The following is a 19,055-nucleotide window of genomic DNA, read 5'->3' as shown; positions in this document are numbered from 1 at the left end:
TTTAATATACCTCTTGACAATTATTGCATAAATATGTTCCACGTCCATTAACTTTAATTTTTACAGTTTTATTTTTACAAATAGTACATGTTTTAATTCTATCATTATGAATCAATAAAAAGTCTTGAAAAGATCCAATTTGATTGTTAAAACTTTCATATGTATGAATAGTCGAACCGCCCAGCTCAAAACTTTTATCCATAATTCTTTGTGAATGAAACATAATTTCTGAAAGTTGTTTTATTGAAAGATTTTTGCTTTTACTAAGTGGGTGAATTTTAGAAGCAAATAAGGCTTCGTCAACATAAATATTTCCTAATCCGGCAACTAAACTTTGATCAAGCAATTTAGTTTTTATTGCTGTAGGTGAGTTTCTTAATTTCTGATGTAATAATTCAATATTAATGTTCTTAGGCTCAGAAGCAATTTTTGATAAAGGTAAAAGATAATTAAAATTGTTTTTATTACGCAAATAAAAAGTACCAAACATTCTACTATCAAGATAATGAAGTTCACTATTATCATCAAATATAAATTTAGTCATTAAATGTTTATGATTTTCAAACTCAGATAAATAAAAACGATATTTTCCTTCCATTCTTAAATGTGAAAGTAAAACAGAATCATTATCAAAAACAAAAATAATATGTTTTCCTTTATTAAAGATATCTGTAATAGTCGCGCCAATGAGATTTTTTTTAAATTCTTCAACAGGTATTTCTTTAAAAAGTTTAGTTTTTAATATTTCTATATCTTTAATTTTTTTATTTAAAACTGATGAGTTTAAATTTTTTACAACATTTTTTACTTCTGGTAATTCTGGCATAGTAATTATTATATAACATTTTTAAAGACTTAATTATTGGTATAATAAAAGTATGAGTAATAAATATAATAAGTTATTTATTTCAACAACTGACACAATTTTAGGAATAGGTGGAAGTGTTGAAGAAGAAGTCGAAAAACTAATTTATGAAATTAAAGGGAGAGATAGAAATAAGAAATTAATTATTTTAGTTTCTTCTATAAAACAAGCTCGTAGCTTTAAACAATGAAACCAAGAAGCTGAAAAATTAGCTAAAAAATATTGACCTGGTGCAACTACTCTTGTTGTTAATAATCAAGGTTTTAGAATGCCTAATCAAAAAGAATTACTGAAATTCTTGGAAAAAAATGGTCCAGTTTATATGTCAAGTTGCAATCTTTCAAATGCTCCTGTTTGCAAAAGTATTGAAAATGCAAAAATTATTTTTCCCGAAATAACAAATATATATAATTTTGGACAAATGTCTCAAAACCCAAGTACAATTATCAGAGTCGAAGATGGCGAAATTTTAAGGAAATAAAATGAAAGTTAAAATAACAAGTGATCATGCCGGACACAAGGCTAAAATTGAATTAGGGAATAGACTAAAAAACGAAGGTTATGAAGTAGAATATTTTGGCTCAAAAAATGAAAATGAATCAATTTCATATGCTGATGTTGGAAATGAATTTGCTAAAGAGGTTAAAAAAGATCCAAACAGTAAAAATACAAAATACGTTGCATTTTGTGGATCGGGAATTGGAATTTCAATAGCCTTAAATCGTTTTAAAAATATTAGATGCGCAAGAGTATCAAATGAGGAAGAAGCTAAACTTTCTAAACTACATAATGATGCTAATATTTTATGCATGGGTGGTAGACTACTTGAATCTAATGAAGTAGAAAAAATGTTTCATACCTGAGAAACTACTGAATTTGAAGGTGGAAGACATCTTTCAAGAATTAATAGGCTAGATGAAATAGGGAAAGATGAATAAAAAATACTAGGTTCTAACAAAAAATTACCTAGTATTTTTTTATAACTAAATTAAGATTCTACTTTTGAAGTATCAAATTTTCCAATAATATTATGAACTTTTGTAATTGTCATTCAGGCTGTTGGATCAGCAATTAAAATCTCATTTTTAATTAAATTTTGCTCTAAGAATAAGGCAAAAGTTTCAATTCTTACTGTTTCAGTATTAGTATAACCACCAACTAATTTATCAATGTTATATCCATGTCAATAATTAATAGCTTTAAAGTGATTAATAATTTTTTGTGGATTTTTTGTATAAATTTCAATTCTAATCTTGCGATATTTAGGAAATATTAATTCAATAAATAATGTGTATATAAATACATAAACTACTGAGCATAAAATTCTTAAAAGTAAAGCTGCAATGTTTAATGGTCTGCTATTTGAAATACCAAGCAATTCAACAATTGTAATTATAAATATTGAAATTCCTCCAAAAATTAAAGCTACAATTGTTGAAATATGTCCTACACTTTTTTGTTTAACACGTGAAATATAATAAACAATAAAATCACCACCAGCTGTTGAAGCAGAATTTTTTCAAGCAATACCACCTGCTATTCCTGCCGTCCCTGCTCCAATTAGTGTATAAACAATAATCGGTCATGTTGGATTACTAAAAGTATTTTTACTTAAAATATCTTTGAATGCCTTTAGTTGTTCAAATTCTGCTTTATTTAAAGAATTTATATAACCTAGTTCAGCGGATACATCAGAATTCAAAGTATAAATGCCATTAATTGACTGTGGATCTGTTTTTATTCATTCAAATAAATTATTATAAGAATTATTGTATGTGCCATAAACATCTCATGGAATTAAGGCTTTAAAGCTATTTGTATGTCCGTTTTTTGAAGGTGAAAATCAGTTTATATAAAATATTGAAACTTTTTGAAATACATTACCTACTGGACCTATTAATAATAAAGATTGAAATGCAACTTGTCATAATAGTCAATAAGTTGTTAATATCATAAATAACCTAGAATTCTTTTTTCAAAAAATTATAATCAATGGTAAATTCAAAATAAAATAAATATAAGCAAAATAAGGTGCTGCTGAAGAAACTGTAAGCGTAATCGCTTGTACTAAAGCTGAAATACCTGTTGCAACAGTTGCGGCTTTTGCTAAAAATGTTGCAATAGCAATGTTATATAAAATTGCTGATAAAAATACCATCAACATTTTCTTAGGAAATTTTTTTCAAACATTAAAAAAAGTTACGCCATATGGATTTATTTCGTATTTTAAATTTGAAGAATTTTTTTTATTTTTACGATTTTTATTTTGTTTTGAAAGTGCCTTAAATTCCTCTGAATTTAATTGATTAATTTTTTCAACATTTAAATTTAAAGAAATTTTATTTTTTTTAGCTTTTTTTATCACCTTAACTCCTTAACTTTAGAAATAATAACACAATTTGATATTAATTTATAAATATTTATGTATTTAAAAATACATAAAAAAACAGTGCCTAATTTTAGGGCACTATTTATTATTTATTATTTTGAAGATAAAGCTTTTTTTGCATTTTCAACGATCATTGAGAATGATTCAGGGTAATTAATTGCTAATTCTGAAAGCATTTTTCTATTAATATTAATATTTGCTTGTTTTAATCCTTCGATTAATCTTGAATATGTAATACCATTAGTTCTTGAAGCAGCATTAATACGTGCTATTCATAGTTTTCTAAATTCACGTTTAACTTGTTTTCTGTCTCTAAAAGCATATGTTCATGATTTAACAACAGCTTGTTTTGCAACTCTATAGCCAATCGATTTGTGACCTCAGTAACCCTTAGCTAATTTTAATCATTTTGCACGTCTTCTTCTTGTAACTATTCCGCCTCTTGTACGCATATTATTTCCTTTCTTAAATTTATTAAAATTAAATTAATTCTTTGTATCTCTTGAAATCAGATGCTGATAGAGTAGATGATTTACGAGATTGACGTTTTTGTTTTGTTGTTTTATTTTGCGCTAAATGTGAACGGTATGCATTTCCACGTTTAACTTTACCAGTTGCAGTCACTTTAATTCTTTTCTTTAGACCGCTTTTAGTTTTCATTTTTGGCATATTATTCTCCTTGTTGGTTTGAAGGTTCGTTATTTTTTTTATTTAAAGCTTCAACTTTTTTCTTGTCTTTTTCGATATACATATCTAAAAAACGTTCGTTTACTAAAGTTGCTTCTTTTGAAATCTTAGCAACATCCTCAACCAAAGTATAAAATTTAGCTAAAATTTCATCACCTAATTCAGTTCTACTACGTTCTCTACCTCTAAATTTAACAGAAACTTTAACACGATTCCCATCTAAAATAAACTCGCGGGCCTTACGGGCTTTTGTTTCTAAATCATGTTGACCAATTAACGGTTTTAATCTTATTTCACGATTAATTGTAACTGATTGTTTTTCCTTAATTTCTTTTTGTTTTTTCTTTTTATTGTACTTAAATTTACCATAATCCATAATTCTGGTAATAGGTTTATTATTTTCTATTGAAATAAGAACTAAATCCATCTTAAATTCTGATGCTTTCTCTAAAGCTTCTTCTTTAGTTAAAACACCTATTTTTTCATTTTCTGGACCTAAAACAAAAACTTTTTTATAAGGAATTTGATTATTAACGACGTGTTCTGATTTTGGTTTTTTACTTTGATTGTTTGCAAAGTTTGAGTTATTTTGTTGTATAACTTCCTCCTTAAAATAAATAAAAAGTGGGTTTAGACCACTTCCCAAAAACTACATAATAAATTATTCTTTATGTGTAGCGACCCAGCAAAAAATCACTTAGGTGAGAAATGAATCTACTTATTGCTATTAAAAGCTACTAAATTATACTATAAATTTCAATTTATAAACAATATTTTAAAAATAACTTTTTTAAAAATTAAATTTCTTAATAAACTTACTAAATTAATAATTTTTTAATTGTATCATGAGAAAAATTATTTACCAAATAAGATCCAACAACTGCTAAATCAACCCCAAATTCAAAACACTTTTTAATATTAAAGTCCTTTACCCCACCATCAATTTGAATAATAGTTTTAAGATCATTATCATTAATATATTCTTTTAGTTGTTTTACTCTTTTGTAACTTTCTTCTAAAAAAGTTTGCCCACCCTTACCAGGATAAACACTCATAACTAAAACTAAATTTAAATCCTTTAAATAAGGAAAAATTTCTTCAACATTTGTATCAGGATTAACTGCAAGTCCTAATTTAACTTTTTCTTTTTTTGCTCGTTTAATTAATGAATTTAAATCACCTAAATTATTGTTAAATGCTTCAAAATGAAAAGTTAAATTTGCATTAAAATCTTTAAATAATTCGTAGTAATAAATTGTATCTTTAACCATTAAATGGATATCCATTTCATGTTTCTTGCAGTTTTTATATATTTTTTTTATATCATCATATTGTAACGCTACATTTGGTACAAATTCTCCGTCCATTACATCATAATGAACATTGCTAACACCTCATTCAATTAATTGATTAACATAATTAACAAAATAATCTTTATTAACATCCAAAATTGATGGACTAATTTTTTTCATTATAAACCTCTTTATATTTATTTAATTTAATATTAGTAAATTGGTTCAAGCATACGTTTAATAAAACTAATATAATTATCATATCTTTCTTTTTTTATTATCCCTTGTTCGACACGTTTCTTTATTTCACAATCTTCAAGTTTTTCATGATAGTGTTTGCAACTTCTAAATTTGCACAAAATCGATGCCTCTTTAAAAGAGTTAAATGCCGTTGGAATTTCATCGATTGTTAAATCAAATTCAATTGAAGAAAACCCAGGTGTATCAATAATTTCACCACCATTAAAATTAATTAAGCTAACTTCCCTTGTTGTATGTTTTCCTCTATTTAAAGCTTTTGAAATTTCTTGAGTTTCAAAATTAGTTTTAGCTAAATAATTAATTAGTGTTGTTTTCCCTACTCCGGTTTGACCAACAAAAAAACTTGTTTTATTTTTAAAAATATCCTTTAAGCCATCAAAACCGGTTTCATTTTCATAATTAATTTCAAAAACCTTATAACCTTGTTCTTTATAAAAATTAATTTTTGAATTTGATGTTAAATCTTTTTTTGTTAATACTATGATAGGTTCAACATTTTTATTTTCAATAATAATTAAAAATTTATCAACAAGTTGAGAAGAAAATTCAGGTTCTACTAAAGACATAACAACAATTGCTTGATCAACATTAGCTATTTTAGGTCTTATAAAAAAATTTTTTCTTCCTAAAATATGATGAATTAAACCATCCTTATTAAATTCAACATTGTCCCCAACAATTGGTTTCATATCTAAAAGTCTTAATTTACCGCTTCCTCTAACACGATAAATCTTATTATCTTTAAATGACTTGATATCATAAAATCCTGCAATTGATTTAATAATTTTTCCTTTTTCCATATATTTCCCTGAATTCTTAGTATTTTATAACTATATTAATTTATTAATAATTAAAACTATTAGGACAACAACTATAATTGCTACTGCAAAAGAAATTAAAATTATTGTTCATTTTAATGATAATGTTTTTTTGTTTTTTTTAGGTTCTTTTTTTGACTCTAAAATAAGCTTTTTGTCATTCATTGCTTCAATTCTTAAACAATTTTCTAAATCATTTAAAATATCTTTGCAGTTATTATATCTTTCTGATGGATCTTTTGCCGTGCATCGAATAATAATATTTTCAACTGCCTGTGGTATTATTTTACCGACACCTTCTAAAGGTGGAATTTCAACATTAATTTGCATTAATAATATTGAGTGATTATCTGAACCTTGAAAAGCTGGATGACCTGAAAGCATTTCATACAATATCATTCCAAATGCATAAATATCACTACGAAATGAAGCTTTTTCTTTCTTTTTTAAAATTTCTGGAGCTAAATATTGAATTGATCCGACTGTTTTATTATCCGCCGTTACTTTAAGAGTTTCGTCAGCAATCGAAATTCCAAAGTCTATTAATTTGACATCGTTAGTGTTTTGTTCAATTAATATATTGCTTGGTTTTAAATCACGATGAACAACGTTAGATGAATGAATATCAATTAAACCTTGACATATTTCTTTTGCTATTCTTATTGCTTCTTCAACATTTATTTTTTTACTTTTTGCAATCAAGGTTTTTAAATCTATTCCTTCAATTAATTCCATTGAATAATAAGATTCATCTTCTGAAGTATAAAAACCATGAATTCTTACAACGTTTTTAGATCTTATTTTTGCTAAGACAGAGCATTCGTTCTTAAAACGAATTAAATTTACAGATTTTTTTGTAACATCAGGGGTTGTTAAAATTTTTATTGCATATCTTCTCTTATCTTTTTTAAAAGTTGCAGAATAAACTTGGCCATAACCACCTGAACCAATTAATTTAAAATCTTCAAAATGTTTATTCAAATTTTTATATTTTTCAAGTATTTTAATCATTTTAAAACTCCAGTAACAAAACAGTTAAATTATCTTTTGAAGCATTTTTTTTAGCAACATTAATAATTTTTTGACATTTTAATTCAATACTTAGTTTTTTATCTTGAAGAATTTGTTCAATAACGGGTTTTTCAATATAATCATGCACACCATCAGAAGTTAATAATAAATATTTTAAATTTTCTTCGCCTTTAAGCAAGAAACTCTCACATTTCATTGTTTTATTTGGTCCCAAACAACTAACTAATTTATTTGCATCAGGGTGTAATTTAGCTATTTCAATATCAACATTTTGTTTATCAACTAATTGATGCAATAAATTTTGATCAATTGTTACTTGATGAAGTAAGCCATTGTAAGCATAAGCACGAGAATCACCAATATTAAATATATATGTTTCTTTATTTAAATTAAAAACTAGCGCAGCCGTTAAGGTTGTGCCCATTTCTTCATAATCATTATTATCATTAGCAATTTTTTTAAGGGATTTTTTTATAAAACTTAAAGCAGCATTAAATCATTTATTTATGCTTTTTTTATCATCAAAATTAATGTTTTTATCAAAACGTTTTTGAAAAAAATCAAATAAAAAATCTATTGTTTTAAACGAACAAAGCGAACCACCATAGTGTCCACCCATTCCGTCGCATAAAACGACTAAACTTCAATCACCTAAAAAGCTTATTGAAGCATTATCTTGATTTTCTTTTCGATATTTTCCTTTGTCTGTTTTAATAATATAATTCATTAATTTTATGCCTTTCTTCCAGCCTCAGCTTCTTCATTATTATCAATAATATCTGAAAAATTTTCTTTTATTATCTCTTTAATTTTTAAAACTGTATCATCAATTGAATTATTAACAACTACATATTCAAACATTGAAGAAAGAATAATTTCTTCTCTTGCTTTGTCTAATCTTTTTAGCATTAACTCGCAGGTTTCGGTATTTCTTTCTTCCATTCTTCTTTCAAGTTCTGTTAATGATGGAGGCATTAAGAAAATTGAACAAATTTCATCTTCTCTACCTTCTTTTTTATATTTTTCAATGACTTGCATTGCACCATTAGTTTCAATCTCTAAAAATGCAATTTTACCAGAAGATGTAATATTTGTTATTTCTGAAAATAATGTTCCATAATAGTTATCAAAATGCTTTGAATATTCAAGTAATTTATTTTCTTTTATAAATGTTTCAAAAGTTTCAGTTGAAATAAAGTAGTAATGAACACCATCAATTTCTCCTTCTCGTGGTGGCCTAGTTGTAACTGAAACAGACAATTTTAATTTTAGTTCCTTAATTTCAAAAAGTGGTTTTTCAACTGTACCCTTTCCAACACCACTAGGACCTGTAAAAATAATTAATTTCTTACTCATATTTCCCCTCTTAAAAATTTTTAATAATTTAGCTTACATATAAAAATTTATAAATAAAATATTTTATTATTATAGTAGTAAATAATTATATAAAAAAATTCGATTTATTTCCTTTGAATGAAATAAATAAAAATTTTTCCATATTTCTTTGATTTTATTATACCAAAATCGCTTTTTTCATACTTAAAATCGTTTCAATCAGTTTCGATAATAATCTTTCCATTTTCTTTAATCATCTTGTGTGATACCAAAATATCAATGCACTTAACTAATAACTCTTTTTCTATAAAGGGAGGATCTAAATAAACAAAATCAAATTGTTTATCTAAATTCCTAGACAAAAAAGATAATGCGTCAGTATTAAAAACAGATAGATTTTTTTCTTTAAGACTTTCTTTATTTTCTAAAATAATTTTGTAAGCATTTTTATCTTTTTCAACACAAATTGCTGATTTTGCACCTCGTGATAATGCTTCTAAACAAAATGAACCAGATCCTGAAAACAAATCTAAAAATTCGCTATTTTCGATTTGAAACTGTATTGATGAAAAAATTGCCTCTTTTGCTCTGTCAACTGTTGGCCTTGTTGTTGTTTTAGAAGGTTGTTTTAGTAATCTTGAACGGTATTTTCCTGCAATAATTCTTAACATATTTAATAATTATAATAATTTATATTTTAAATATTTTTAAAGTTAAAAAATAATTAAAATCAATGTTTTAAAAAATAAATATAATGTTAATCAACTTGGTTATTTATAGTAAAATTTGTCTATTGTTAATAAAAAATTAAGGAGGTTAAATTTTATGGTTAAAAAAAGAAAATTTAGACTTGGAACTTTTTTATATTCATTCTTTATTAGTTTTTTTTCTGTTGCTATTCTAGGAATATTATTATTTTTTACTATCAAAAATTCTAGTTCTTTTTTTAATAGAAATGAAATTGAAGTAAAAATAGATTATGGTGCAAACGATATTAAAACTGACATTATAATAAAAAGAAATAATATTGATAACTCTTTAATTTTTAATCCTAAAAATGAAAAAAATTCCAATGTTTTAGATCCTTCTTTTAAAACAGGAAATTTAACTTTTATAGAAAATCCAATAGGCTTTAGTAAGGATAAAAAACCAATTTATTTTTTAGGCGTGAAGGGACTTATATTTCTAAATGAAATGTTCAAACAAAGAGCTATATATGGCCCTGAAATAAATTCTTTATATTCAGTTAATATAAGCGATGATAACTCAACAGTTAATGCTAAAGGGTTATATTTTCCTACTAAAAAAGTAATTTCAATTTTTACTAAAGAAATTCTTGAGAATAACGTTAATTTATTGGAAGATTATATTGAAAAACGAGCGGAAATTATTTTTGGAACATTACTTCATGAATATGGTCACCACATTGATAATATGTATAACAAAGCAGTTAAAAAAACTGATCCTTTTGCAAATTTAGATTTAATTGAATATAATGGTGATCATGACTACTATGAAACTGAAATAAATAATAATAAATTTTTAACTGAATTTAGAAAAAATTTAAATTATTATGATGATCCAGATAGAAATAAATTTTTAAGAAATCATCAAGATTTTTATTATGATAAAGATAAAATTCCTGTTTATAAAGATTTTAGTGCTAATGATTTATTCAGAATATCAAACATAAATATTTCTTCTGAAGAAAAAAAGAAATTTCTGATCTTAGATAGTGGAAAATATTATTTTAACAATTTTAAATATCAACCTATTCAGTTTAATGAGCCAACTTCCTTAAAATCAATTAAATATCTTTTTTCATTTACTGAACTTTTTCCTCGTGAGATAATAAAACTTTCATTAGGTCCAAATCAATGATTTTATAACCCACGAAATTTATTTAAAAATTTCTTTTTCTTTATTAAGAATAATTCTTATAAATCACCTTTAATTTTTAACGCAGCAGGAGATGATATATTAAAAAATATTACAGTTATAAATGGAGAACCTACAACATTTGCATCCAATTGAGTTTTCAAAGATCAAATTGAAGAATTTGTATCAAATAAAACTGAATATTTAATTCAAAATAACATCAAAATAAAAAGATATGTTATGCCTTTTAAAAATGTAGGAAATACATTACACAAAAACCTATTTAAGGCTTATATCGATTTGATAGGTTGAGGTCAACTAATTAGTTTTGCTAATTATAATATCAATAATAATCAAAAAAATTATTTAAATTTTGGTGGATATTTCCAAATCCCAAAAAATGAAAATTTTAAAAATTTAAATAAAAAAATTATTCTTGTTGAAAAAAATAACGAAAAAAATAAAATAGAACTTAATTTTGATTTTCAAAATTATAATTTAATAGCTAAGAAAAAATGAAACTCGGTTTACCATTTTTTAATTAATAATAAAAAACAACCAAATTATTTTGATGAATCTTGAGTTTATCCAAACCTTTTTGATAAGAATTTTCAATATGTTTCTTATTTTGTTAAAAATATAAATAAAAATGAAATAAAATCTAAATTGCATAATAAACAATTTGATGTTCGTTTATGAATTGATTTAAACAATAACAATAAAATTGACAACGAAAAAGATAACAAGGAAATTTTCTCACTTTTAAACGATAATCATTGAAATAATTCTGGTAAACAATTTTATGAAAAATATTTAAATGATAAAAGAAATACAACCACTTATCGCAAGTATAATTCAAATAGATTTGAAAAAAATGAATGATTTAAACTAAATAAAGATAAAAAAGAAAATAAATATTATTATAGTTTAGAGGATTATTAATTAGCTAGTTTTTAAACTAGCTTTTTATTTTATTATTGTATATAATTTATTTTATGAATAAAATAAGACTAATTTTAGCTGGTACTGGTGAATTTTCAAAAACTATTTTTAAATCCCTTGTTTTAAACCCAAATTTCGAAATAAAAGCAATAATAAGTCAACCTAACAAAAAAATAGATAGAAATAAAAATACAATTAACACACCTGTTTCTATTTTGGCAAATGAATACAATATCCCTCTTTTTCAACCAAATAAAATAAAAGAAATCTATGATAATTTAAAAGACATAGAATGCGATTTTTTTATAACAGCTGCGTTTGGACAATTTATCCCTAATTCAATTTTATCTTTACCTAAAATAATGCCGTTAAATGTGCATGGCAGTTTATTAGAAAAATATCGAGGGGCTGCACCAATACAATATTCACTTTTAAACAATGATTCTTATACCGGAATAACTCTTATTGAAATGATTGATAAAATGGATGCTGGGGATATTTTAAAATCATTTAAAATTAATATAGAAAAAAGCGATACAGCTGTTGATTTGTTTGCGAAATTAGCAAAAGAAACAGCATTTATTATTGGTTATTGATTAATAGATATTTATAATGGAAATTACCAAAGAAAAATACAAGATGAAAGTCTTGTTACTTTTGCTCCAAAGATAAAAAATGAAGATGCCGAAATATTTCAAAACTTAACAACCCAAGAAGCATTAAATAAAATTAGAGCTTTTAACGATCAACCAGGGGCATTTATTATTTTAAATAATAAAAGAATAAAAATTTTTAGAGCAACTCAAAATAAAATTAAATCACCTTTAAAAATTGAGTTTTCTGATGGCTTTCTTTATTTAATTGAATATCAATTTGAAGGAAAGAAAAAAATTAAATATGAAATTTAAATTTAAAGATTTTTTAATTTCACAAAAAAAGGAAAAATATTGAAAAAATATTGAAATAATTTTAAAAAAGAAAAATCTTGTTCCTAAAAAAGAACTTGTTTTTAATGCTTTTTTAAACTTTGATTTTAACGAAATTAAATTAGTTATTATTGGACAAGATCCTTATCCTACTAATAATAATGCTGATGGGCTTTGTTTTTCAAGTAATAACAAAAAAACTCCAAGTTCACTAAAGAATATTTTCCTTGAAATAAAAAATAGTTATCCTAATTCTGAATTTAAAACAAACAATCTACAATATTGAAAAAATCAAGGAGTTTTATTGCTCAATAGTATTTTAACAACAGAAAAAAATAAAACATTAGCACATAAAAATCAAGGATGAGAAATTTTTAATATTAATCTTTTATCTGAAATTTTAAAAGAAAAACATGATGTATTATTTTTAGCAATGGGTAAGGACGCTCTTTTATTTTTAAATAAATTAGATATTGATAAAATGAATATTTTTTCAACTCCTCATCCATCACCACTATCATGTTGAAGAGGTTTCTTTAATTCAAACGTTTTTAAAAAAATTAACGATAAATTAAAGTCATTAAATAAAAAAGAAATTGATTGAAACACAAAGTAACAAAATTAATCTTTTACCAATAAAAATGTTTATAATTTAAATAATACTATAAAATAGTATTTTTATTTTTTTAAAAAAAGGAGACTTTATGATAACAAATTATGAAAATAAACGTAATAATAATATGTTATTAAAAGCTGCTTATGAAGGACAAGAATTTTGTTCTTGTGTAGCTAAAACAGATAAATATATTACTGAAAATTTCGATAAAAACATAGCACATATTTATATATCAAAAGACACAAAAGATTATTATGGTTTTATTAAAATTGTTGACCATATTATAAATTTAAAAAGAAGAAGTTACCAAATTGACATTGCTTCTTTTGCAAATGCACCATATTTAACAATTGAAGAAGTTCTAAGAGCTTTTGTAACTAGAATGGAATTTTTTGAAGCTAAATTATATTCGGCAAAATCAAACAAAAAAGAAGATAAAAAAAATAAAGAAGAAAAAATTGAGTTATCTCTATATTTAGAAGACAAAAGCTATACAAAATTTGTTAAAAAACTTATCTTAATTTCACAAAATGTTTCAAGAACACGTGATATGCAAATTACACCTCCAAATATTGCAACAAGCGAATGAATAGCGCGTGAAATTAAAAAAGAATTTTTAAATATTGAAAATTTAAGCGTTAAGGTTTTAAATAAACCTGAAATCGAAAAATTAGGTATGGGCTTATTATTAGCGGTAAACGCCGGTTCTTCATACCAACCACGCGTTGTTGTAATTGAATACAATGGAAATCCAAAAAGTAAAGAAAAATTTGTTTATGTTGGAAAAGGTATTACTTTTGATACAGGTGGTTATAATACAAAAGGTTACTACATGGAAGGTATGAAATTTGATATGTCAGGTTCGGTTATTGCAGCATATGCAGTTAAAGCAATTGCTGAACTAGGTATTAAAGCAAACGTTGCTGCTGTTATGATGTTAACTGATAATGCGATAGACACTCATGGTACAGTTCCAGAATCCGTTGTTAAATCAATGAGTGGAAAAACTGTAGAAATTACAGATACAGATGCTGAAGGACGTTTAGTTTTAGGGGATGGTATTTTTTACGCTGCTAAAAAATTAAATGCTACTTTAATTGTTGACGTTGCTACTTTAACTGGAGCAATGTTAAGAGCTTTAGGAAAAACATATTCAGGTATTTATTCAACAAACGATGAAAGGTGAAATACATTAAAAGAAGCAGCGGAAATTGCTCACGAAAAAGTTTGAAGACTTCCAATGCATGAAGATTTTAATAAAACAAATAAAAGTTCGTTAGTGGCAGATTTAGTTAACTATAGTACTAAATCAAAAGCCGATTCTAACTCAGCTGCAATGTTTTTAAAAGAATTTGCAAATAATGTTGATTTTATTCATTGTGATGTTGCTGGTACAGCTGATGCAAATAACTCAGGTCTTGGAATATTAGTTTCAACCCTTGTTGAACTAGCTGAAAAACAAAAATAAAGGAAGTAAATAATTATGGAATTAATAAAAAAATTAGATACAAAACGTAATGATTACTTATTATTAAAAGCTGTTTATAGTAATGATGAATTACCTACAAATTTAGTTAAAAAAGAATTTGCAATTACAGAATTTTTATCACAAAACATCGCATATGTATATATGGGAGACAAAAAAAATATTAATTTTGATAAGATGTATAACTTTGCAGTTTCGTTAGGTTTAAATGCTGCAAGAAATTATCAAATTGATTTAAATACCTTTGCTGTTGAAGAACAAATTTGCATTTTTGATACTACTGATGCTTTTACAAAAGGAATTAATTTTTCAGCTGCTAAATTATTTAATAAAAAAACTATTTATAGAAAAGAAAATAAAAATTCTCTTTCATTATATATTGAAAATCCTTCAAAAACGCTTTTGGAATTTTTTAATAAATCAGTTATCCTTTCCGAAGCTTTGAATTGAGCTAGAGATTTAGGTGTAACACCACCAAATGAACTAAATTCTGAACAATTAGCTTTTGCTGTTGCAAAAGAACTTGGACAATACAAAAATTTAAAGTTAACTATTTTAAATAAAAAAGAAATTGAAAAATTAGGTATGGGGCTTTTATTATCAGTTAATAGAGGTTCGATGTATGAACCAAGATTTGTCGTAATCGAATACAATGGTAACAAAAATTCTAACGAAAAAACAGTTTTAGTTGGTAAGGGTATTACTTTTGACTCTGGTGGTTACAACATCAAAACAGGGCGTCACATGGTTGGAATGAAATATGATATGGGTGGATCGGCAATTGTAGCAGCTGTTATGAAAATAATTGCTCAAACAAAACCAAATAAAAATGTTGCGGCTATTATGTGTATTACAGATAATAGAGTTAATGGTGATGCTTCATTACCTGATTCAGTTTGAACATCAATGAGCGGAAAAACAGTTGAGGTCAATAACACAGATGCTGAAGGTCGTTTAGTTATGGCTGACGGACTTTATTATGGAGCAACTAAATTAAAAGCTACAAGATTAATTGATGTAGCAACTCTAACTGGGGCTATGATTTTAGTTTTAGGGGATACTTATACTGGGGTTTGAGCAACTAGTGATAAAGCTTGAGATGATGTTAAAAAAGCAGCTGACAAACAACATGAATTAGTTTGAAGAATGCCATTTGATGAAGAATTTTCTTCATTTATTAAGGGATCAATTGTTGCTGATTTAAAAAATACTGACTTTACAGGAAACGCAGGATCATCTTCTGCTGCTATGTTCCTAAAAGAATTTACAAATAATATTGAATATATTCATTTTGATGTCGCAGGTACATGTGATGTTAATGAAAAACCAATGTTTGCAATGGTCAAGACAATTTCTGAATTAGTTTCAGAATAAAATAAAATTGGTATACACAAAATTAGGAATAATTTCCTTTTTTTGTTTTGCAATTATTTTTAAAAAATCAAAAATAATTATGGATAAAGAGGAGTAAAAGATAATGATAATTAGTTGAATACAAAATATCAAAAGAAATATAAAAACAAAAAGTCATCTTTTATCTGTATTTGAAATAGCTCAAATTGGCTTACTTTTAGCTATTTATATGATTATGTCTATGATTGAGAAATATGTTTTTACCGGGGCTTTTAATATTAGTTTAACATATGCTATATACATTATTTTTGGTTTAGCTCTTGGGCCTTGGAAAGGAGCTATTGCTGGTTTACTATGTGATACATTAAATCAGGTTATTTTTGGAATATCTACTTGAATGCCAGAATATGCCATTATTCCAATTGTAATTGCTTTTTTAGCAGGTTTTTTTATAAATTGATTAAACAGAAAACATTCTTTATCTTGAACAACTGGATTTATTTTTTTATTTATAGTTACAGCTATTTTTATTTATATTTTAGTTAAAAATGTTGATTCATTCCCAATAAGAGAAACTGCCTTAAAAAGAAAAAAAGTATTTTCACTTAATGCCGTAATTGGCATATCTACTTTTGGTATTGGCACTGTATGACTTATTTCTTTAACATTATTTATTTTTTATAAAATTACTAGAAATATATCTAAAAAATATTCATCGTATTTATTTTTTATAATTATGTTAACTGTTTTTGCAATCATAATTATTACAAGATGATTATGAGGTCCATTTGCATATATTAATTACCATAATAGATTTAGAAGTGGTAAATGAGAATATTCAGATTATTATTTTTTCTTCATGATTCCAATTATTTTTAAAAGTTTAATAGAAATTCCAATTTATTCAGTAATAATATTTGCAATATATCCAGTTATTAAATTAATAAGAAAAAAAATAAAAAATATTACAAGAAAAATTAACGCGTACTAATAACAAAAACACTGAAATCCTAAATCAAAAAAGATTTAATAATTCAGTGTTTTATTTTTATTTAATTTTAAATTATTTTTTTAAAGGGAATTTAGTGGTAAATGAATATGATTTAATTCCGTTTTTTTCGTAATATGTTTTTATTGAAATTTGCTTTTTATTTTTTGTTAATTCCTTTTTATCTGGTTTAATTAATTTAAAACCTTCAAGTATTTCTTTAGGATAAACTAATTTATTTAAATCAAAATCTTCAAAATTTGTATATTCACCGTTATATTCTGGATCCTTGTGAATTTTTTTGTGTTTTATTTCAAGATGTAATTCAAGTCTTTTTAATTCATCTTCTCCGGTGGCGTCATTAGATAATATTTTAATTCTTTTTGAACTTAAATTCGAATAATCTTGACTATTAATATCTGTTAGTGATCCCACTGTAACCTTAATAGATTTAATTTCATTATTTTCAATTTCTGGTTTTGAAAAAATAAAAACATTTTGATTTTCTGAAAATTTAGGCGAATTACTATAAAAGAAAATTTCTGATTTTGTTTTGTATTTTTCATTATCATATAAAAAATATTGAGCTACTAAAAATTTATCTTTTTCATTTAAAATTTTATTTTTTATTTTATTATTTAAAATTAATAATTTTGATTTTTCTAATGAATCTAGGATTTGTTGATGTATGATTTTATATCCATTATTATTAGTAATTTTATTATCTTCTTCAGAATCAGTATAATTTATTAAATTAATTTTTTCAATTTTTAACTCACTATCAATTGAAGCTGCAGGGGCCGTTTGATCTTCAAGCGGCTCTTGATTTTTTTCTTTTCTTATTTTATTTAATTCATCAATTCCTAACTTAGCTAAATCAATTTTAATATCTTTAACAACAAAAACACTTTCCTTAAGGTCTTTAAATGACAATTTAACTGTTATTGTTTTTTCATTTTCATTATCTTTAATATCTGAAAATTCATATAAAAGTTGATGATTAATTGGCGCTTTTCAATATGACTTATCTGTTAATTTATCATATTTTTCTAATTCTAAAAATGTTTTATCTTTTGAATAATAAGGGTATATTTCTAATTTATTTATTTCATCTTCTAAAAATTTAATTTGTTGTTCTTTAGATAAAGAGTGTGGATTTATTCAACCATTTTTACCATATTTTTCTTTATCAATACCAACTGTTGCTTTTTTAGAAATATTTTTATCGCTTTTTAAAGATAAAGTAATGTCAATAGTATAGTCATTTTCATTTTTTTTAACCAAATTTGATAATTCGTAGTTAAATAAAACTTTATCATATTCATCAACAACAAAATTTGGCTTTCCTTCATAATTAAAAATTGAATTAGTTTCAGATACATTTTTATAAGCTTTTTCATCTAAAAATTTAACTTTTAAATTCTTTATTTCAGCTTCTAATTTTAATTTTAATTCTTGTTCTTCTTTAATTTGTTCATCTGTTTTTGCTCAACCTTTTAATTCGAAAGATTGATTTTTTAAATGGACTATATCAGTGTTTTTCATTTTTAATTTATATATTATAGTTATATCTTGTGTTTCTTCATTAATAACTGCTTTATAATGGCTTAACTCAAAATCTTTAGGCAAATGTTTTATTATTTTTTCTATATCGGCATCTTTAAGTTTTGTTTTTTCAATATTTGGATAACTAAAAGTTAGCTTCTTATTAGCTAATTCTAATATTTCTTCCGGTTTTTTAGTTTTTAATAAGGCTATTTTTTTATCAATTTCATTTTTTCAATTTTCTATTAATGATAAAAAAGTTGAAATTTCAACATTGCTTAATTCTTTATTTAATTCTTTATTTATATTTTCAACAACTAAACTGTAGTTTTGAACATCATTATTATTTAAAGCTATCGAACCCTTATTTGACTCAATAAAATCTTTAAATTGACTAATTTTAACTTTTAATAATTCTTTATTATTTTTTTCTAATAATTGTACTTTTGAATCATTGCATGATAACGCTATAAGTGGCATTGATACTGATATTGTTATTGATGACATAAATAATAAAAATTTGTTTAACTTTTTCATTTTTTTTCCTTTTTAAAAAAACTAGAAGCCCACAAAATCGCGGGCTTCTAACCTATAATAAATATACAAAATTTATTCTTCTTATTTCTTTCATTTTATGAAAAT

The 19,055-nt window shown here is 24.5% G+C and carries 20 protein-coding genes; 8 read left to right on the top strand and 12 right to left on the bottom strand.

Translation table 4 applies throughout. The annotated features are described in order from the left end of the window. Position 1: 1 nt before the first annotated feature. The gene (gene mutM / locus MCAN360_RS00825; RefSeq protein ID WP_045433477.1) at positions 2-826 is read right to left on the bottom strand and encodes a DNA-formamidopyrimidine glycosylase; all 825 of its coding nucleotides are present in this window, start codon (positions 824-826) and stop codon (positions 2-4) included. A 52-nt stretch (positions 827-878) separates the two neighbouring features. Between mutM and MCAN360_RS00820 the strand changes: the two genes are divergently transcribed. Next, positions 879-1,346, top strand: a complete 468-nt coding sequence (locus tag MCAN360_RS00820) for a Sua5/YciO/YrdC/YwlC family protein (protein WP_045433468.1) — start codon at positions 879-881, stop codon at positions 1,344-1,346. A 1-nt stretch (position 1,347) separates the two neighbouring features. After that, a complete protein-coding gene (locus MCAN360_RS00815; RefSeq protein WP_045433465.1) occupies positions 1,348-1,803 on the top strand; it encodes an RpiB/LacA/LacB family sugar-phosphate isomerase in 456 nt (151 codons plus the stop codon). Between the two features lie 50 nt (positions 1,804-1,853). Here the strand turns inward: MCAN360_RS00815 and MCAN360_RS05155 are convergent, their stop codons facing one another. From MCAN360_RS05155 to rsmD, 10 genes are all read right to left on the bottom strand, one after another. Further along, positions 1,854-3,230, bottom strand: a complete 1,377-nt coding sequence (locus MCAN360_RS05155; RefSeq protein ID WP_231852596.1) for a DUF2179 domain-containing protein — start codon at positions 3,228-3,230, stop codon at positions 1,854-1,856. 116 nt (positions 3,231-3,346) lie between these two features. After that, positions 3,347-3,706, bottom strand: a complete 360-nt coding sequence (gene rplT, locus MCAN360_RS00805) for a 50S ribosomal protein L20 (protein ID WP_045433462.1) — start codon at positions 3,704-3,706, stop codon at positions 3,347-3,349. Positions 3,707-3,734: 28 nt separating this feature from the next. Beyond that, positions 3,735-3,923, bottom strand: coding sequence for a 50S ribosomal protein L35 (gene rpmI, locus MCAN360_RS00800; RefSeq protein ID WP_045433451.1), 189 nt, complete (start codon positions 3,921-3,923; stop codon positions 3,735-3,737). Between the two features lies 1 nt (position 3,924). Beyond that, on the bottom strand, positions 3,925-4,587 hold the full coding sequence (infC, locus tag MCAN360_RS00795; protein ID WP_173402248.1) for a translation initiation factor IF-3: 663 nt from the start codon (positions 4,585-4,587) through the stop codon (positions 3,925-3,927). A gap of 172 nt (positions 4,588-4,759) precedes the next feature. Continuing rightward, positions 4,760-5,413: a ribulose-phosphate 3-epimerase gene (locus MCAN360_RS00790; RefSeq protein ID WP_045433449.1), complete on the bottom strand. Its 654-nt coding sequence runs from the start codon at positions 5,411-5,413 to the stop codon at positions 4,760-4,762. A 32-nt stretch (positions 5,414-5,445) separates the two neighbouring features. After that, a complete protein-coding gene (gene rsgA, locus MCAN360_RS00785; RefSeq protein ID WP_045433443.1) occupies positions 5,446-6,294 on the bottom strand; it encodes a ribosome small subunit-dependent GTPase A in 849 nt (282 codons plus the stop codon). Positions 6,295-6,324: 30 nt separating this feature from the next. Next, on the bottom strand, positions 6,325-7,323 hold the full coding sequence (locus MCAN360_RS00780) for a serine/threonine-protein kinase (protein WP_045433441.1): 999 nt from the start codon (positions 7,321-7,323) through the stop codon (positions 6,325-6,327). Between the two features lies 1 nt (position 7,324). Beyond that, entirely contained in the window at positions 7,325-8,071 is a 747-nt protein-coding gene (locus MCAN360_RS05150) for a PP2C family protein-serine/threonine phosphatase (RefSeq protein ID WP_084111369.1), read from the bottom strand. A 5-nt stretch (positions 8,072-8,076) separates the two neighbouring features. Further along, on the bottom strand, positions 8,077-8,700 hold the full coding sequence (gene gmk, locus MCAN360_RS00770) for a guanylate kinase (RefSeq protein ID WP_045433438.1): 624 nt from the start codon (positions 8,698-8,700) through the stop codon (positions 8,077-8,079). A 104-nt stretch (positions 8,701-8,804) separates the two neighbouring features. After that, positions 8,805-9,350: a 16S rRNA (guanine(966)-N(2))-methyltransferase RsmD gene (gene rsmD / locus MCAN360_RS00765; protein WP_045433436.1), complete on the bottom strand. Its 546-nt coding sequence runs from the start codon at positions 9,348-9,350 to the stop codon at positions 8,805-8,807. Between the two features lie 154 nt (positions 9,351-9,504). Between rsmD and MCAN360_RS05145 the strand changes: the two genes are divergently transcribed. From MCAN360_RS05145 to MCAN360_RS00735, 6 genes are all read left to right on the top strand, one after another. After that, positions 9,505-11,499 carry an MYPU_1760 family metalloprotease gene (locus MCAN360_RS05145; protein WP_045433435.1) on the top strand — a complete coding sequence of 665 codons (1,995 nt, stop codon included), beginning with the start codon at positions 9,505-9,507 and terminating at the stop codon, positions 11,497-11,499. 53 nt (positions 11,500-11,552) lie between these two features. After that, positions 11,553-12,407 carry a methionyl-tRNA formyltransferase gene (locus MCAN360_RS00755; protein WP_052461465.1) on the top strand — a complete coding sequence of 285 codons (855 nt, stop codon included), beginning with the start codon at positions 11,553-11,555 and terminating at the stop codon, positions 12,405-12,407. After that, a complete protein-coding gene (locus MCAN360_RS05140; protein ID WP_045433433.1) occupies positions 12,397-13,041 on the top strand; it encodes a uracil-DNA glycosylase in 645 nt (214 codons plus the stop codon). The genes MCAN360_RS00755 and MCAN360_RS05140 overlap by 11 nt, the downstream gene beginning before the upstream one ends. A gap of 88 nt (positions 13,042-13,129) precedes the next feature. Then, on the top strand, positions 13,130-14,509 hold the full coding sequence (locus tag MCAN360_RS00745; RefSeq protein ID WP_045433430.1) for a M17 family metallopeptidase: 1,380 nt from the start codon (positions 13,130-13,132) through the stop codon (positions 14,507-14,509). A gap of 15 nt (positions 14,510-14,524) precedes the next feature. Continuing rightward, positions 14,525-15,901, top strand: a complete 1,377-nt coding sequence (locus MCAN360_RS00740) for a M17 family metallopeptidase (protein WP_045433429.1) — start codon at positions 14,525-14,527, stop codon at positions 15,899-15,901. A 103-nt stretch (positions 15,902-16,004) separates the two neighbouring features. Then, positions 16,005-16,871, top strand: a complete 867-nt coding sequence (locus MCAN360_RS00735; RefSeq protein ID WP_045433427.1) for an ECF transporter S component — start codon at positions 16,005-16,007, stop codon at positions 16,869-16,871. Positions 16,872-16,943: 72 nt separating this feature from the next. On the opposite strand, the gene MCAN360_RS05135 is transcribed toward MCAN360_RS00735, so the two are convergent. Beyond that, positions 16,944-18,950 (bottom strand): variable surface lipoprotein, encoded by a 2,007-nt coding sequence (locus tag MCAN360_RS05135; protein WP_045433423.1) that lies wholly within the window; start codon positions 18,948-18,950, stop codon positions 16,944-16,946. Positions 18,951-19,055: the final 105 nt, after the last annotated feature.

Source organism: Metamycoplasma canadense (genome assembly GCF_000828855.1).
GTDB lineage: Bacteria > Bacillota_I > Bacilli_A > Mycoplasmatales > Metamycoplasmataceae > Metamycoplasma > Metamycoplasma canadense.
This window is presented reverse-complemented; position numbering and strand designations above follow the sequence as displayed.